1 pseudogene is annotated in these 229 nt (G+C 71.6%); it reads right to left on the minus strand.

Features of this window, described 5'->3' with window-relative positions:
- Window positions 1–229 (minus strand): annotated as a pseudogene (locus GV790_RS30435) (hypothetical protein); the annotation flags it as partial.

Genomic DNA, 229 nt, shown 5'->3' on the forward strand with positions numbered 1-229 from the left:
AGCTCACGGCCGCGAGCACCGCCGTCACCGACCTGTGGGGCCAGGACTGGTCCCGGTCGCCCGTGGTGGTCGTGTCCGCCACGCCCGCCGAATTCGCCGCCCTGGTCCGCGCCACCACCGAATCGGGGAGCAGCAGCAGCGCGGCGCAGGTGCCGGTCAGCAGCATCACCATGACGGTGGTGAGGCAGAACTCGAAGCGCCGTCGCTGCGACAGCCAATCACGGACGCG

The organism is Nocardia cyriacigeorgica, assembly GCF_010858045.1.
GTDB lineage: Bacteria > Actinomycetota > Actinomycetes > Mycobacteriales > Mycobacteriaceae > Nocardia > Nocardia cyriacigeorgica_E.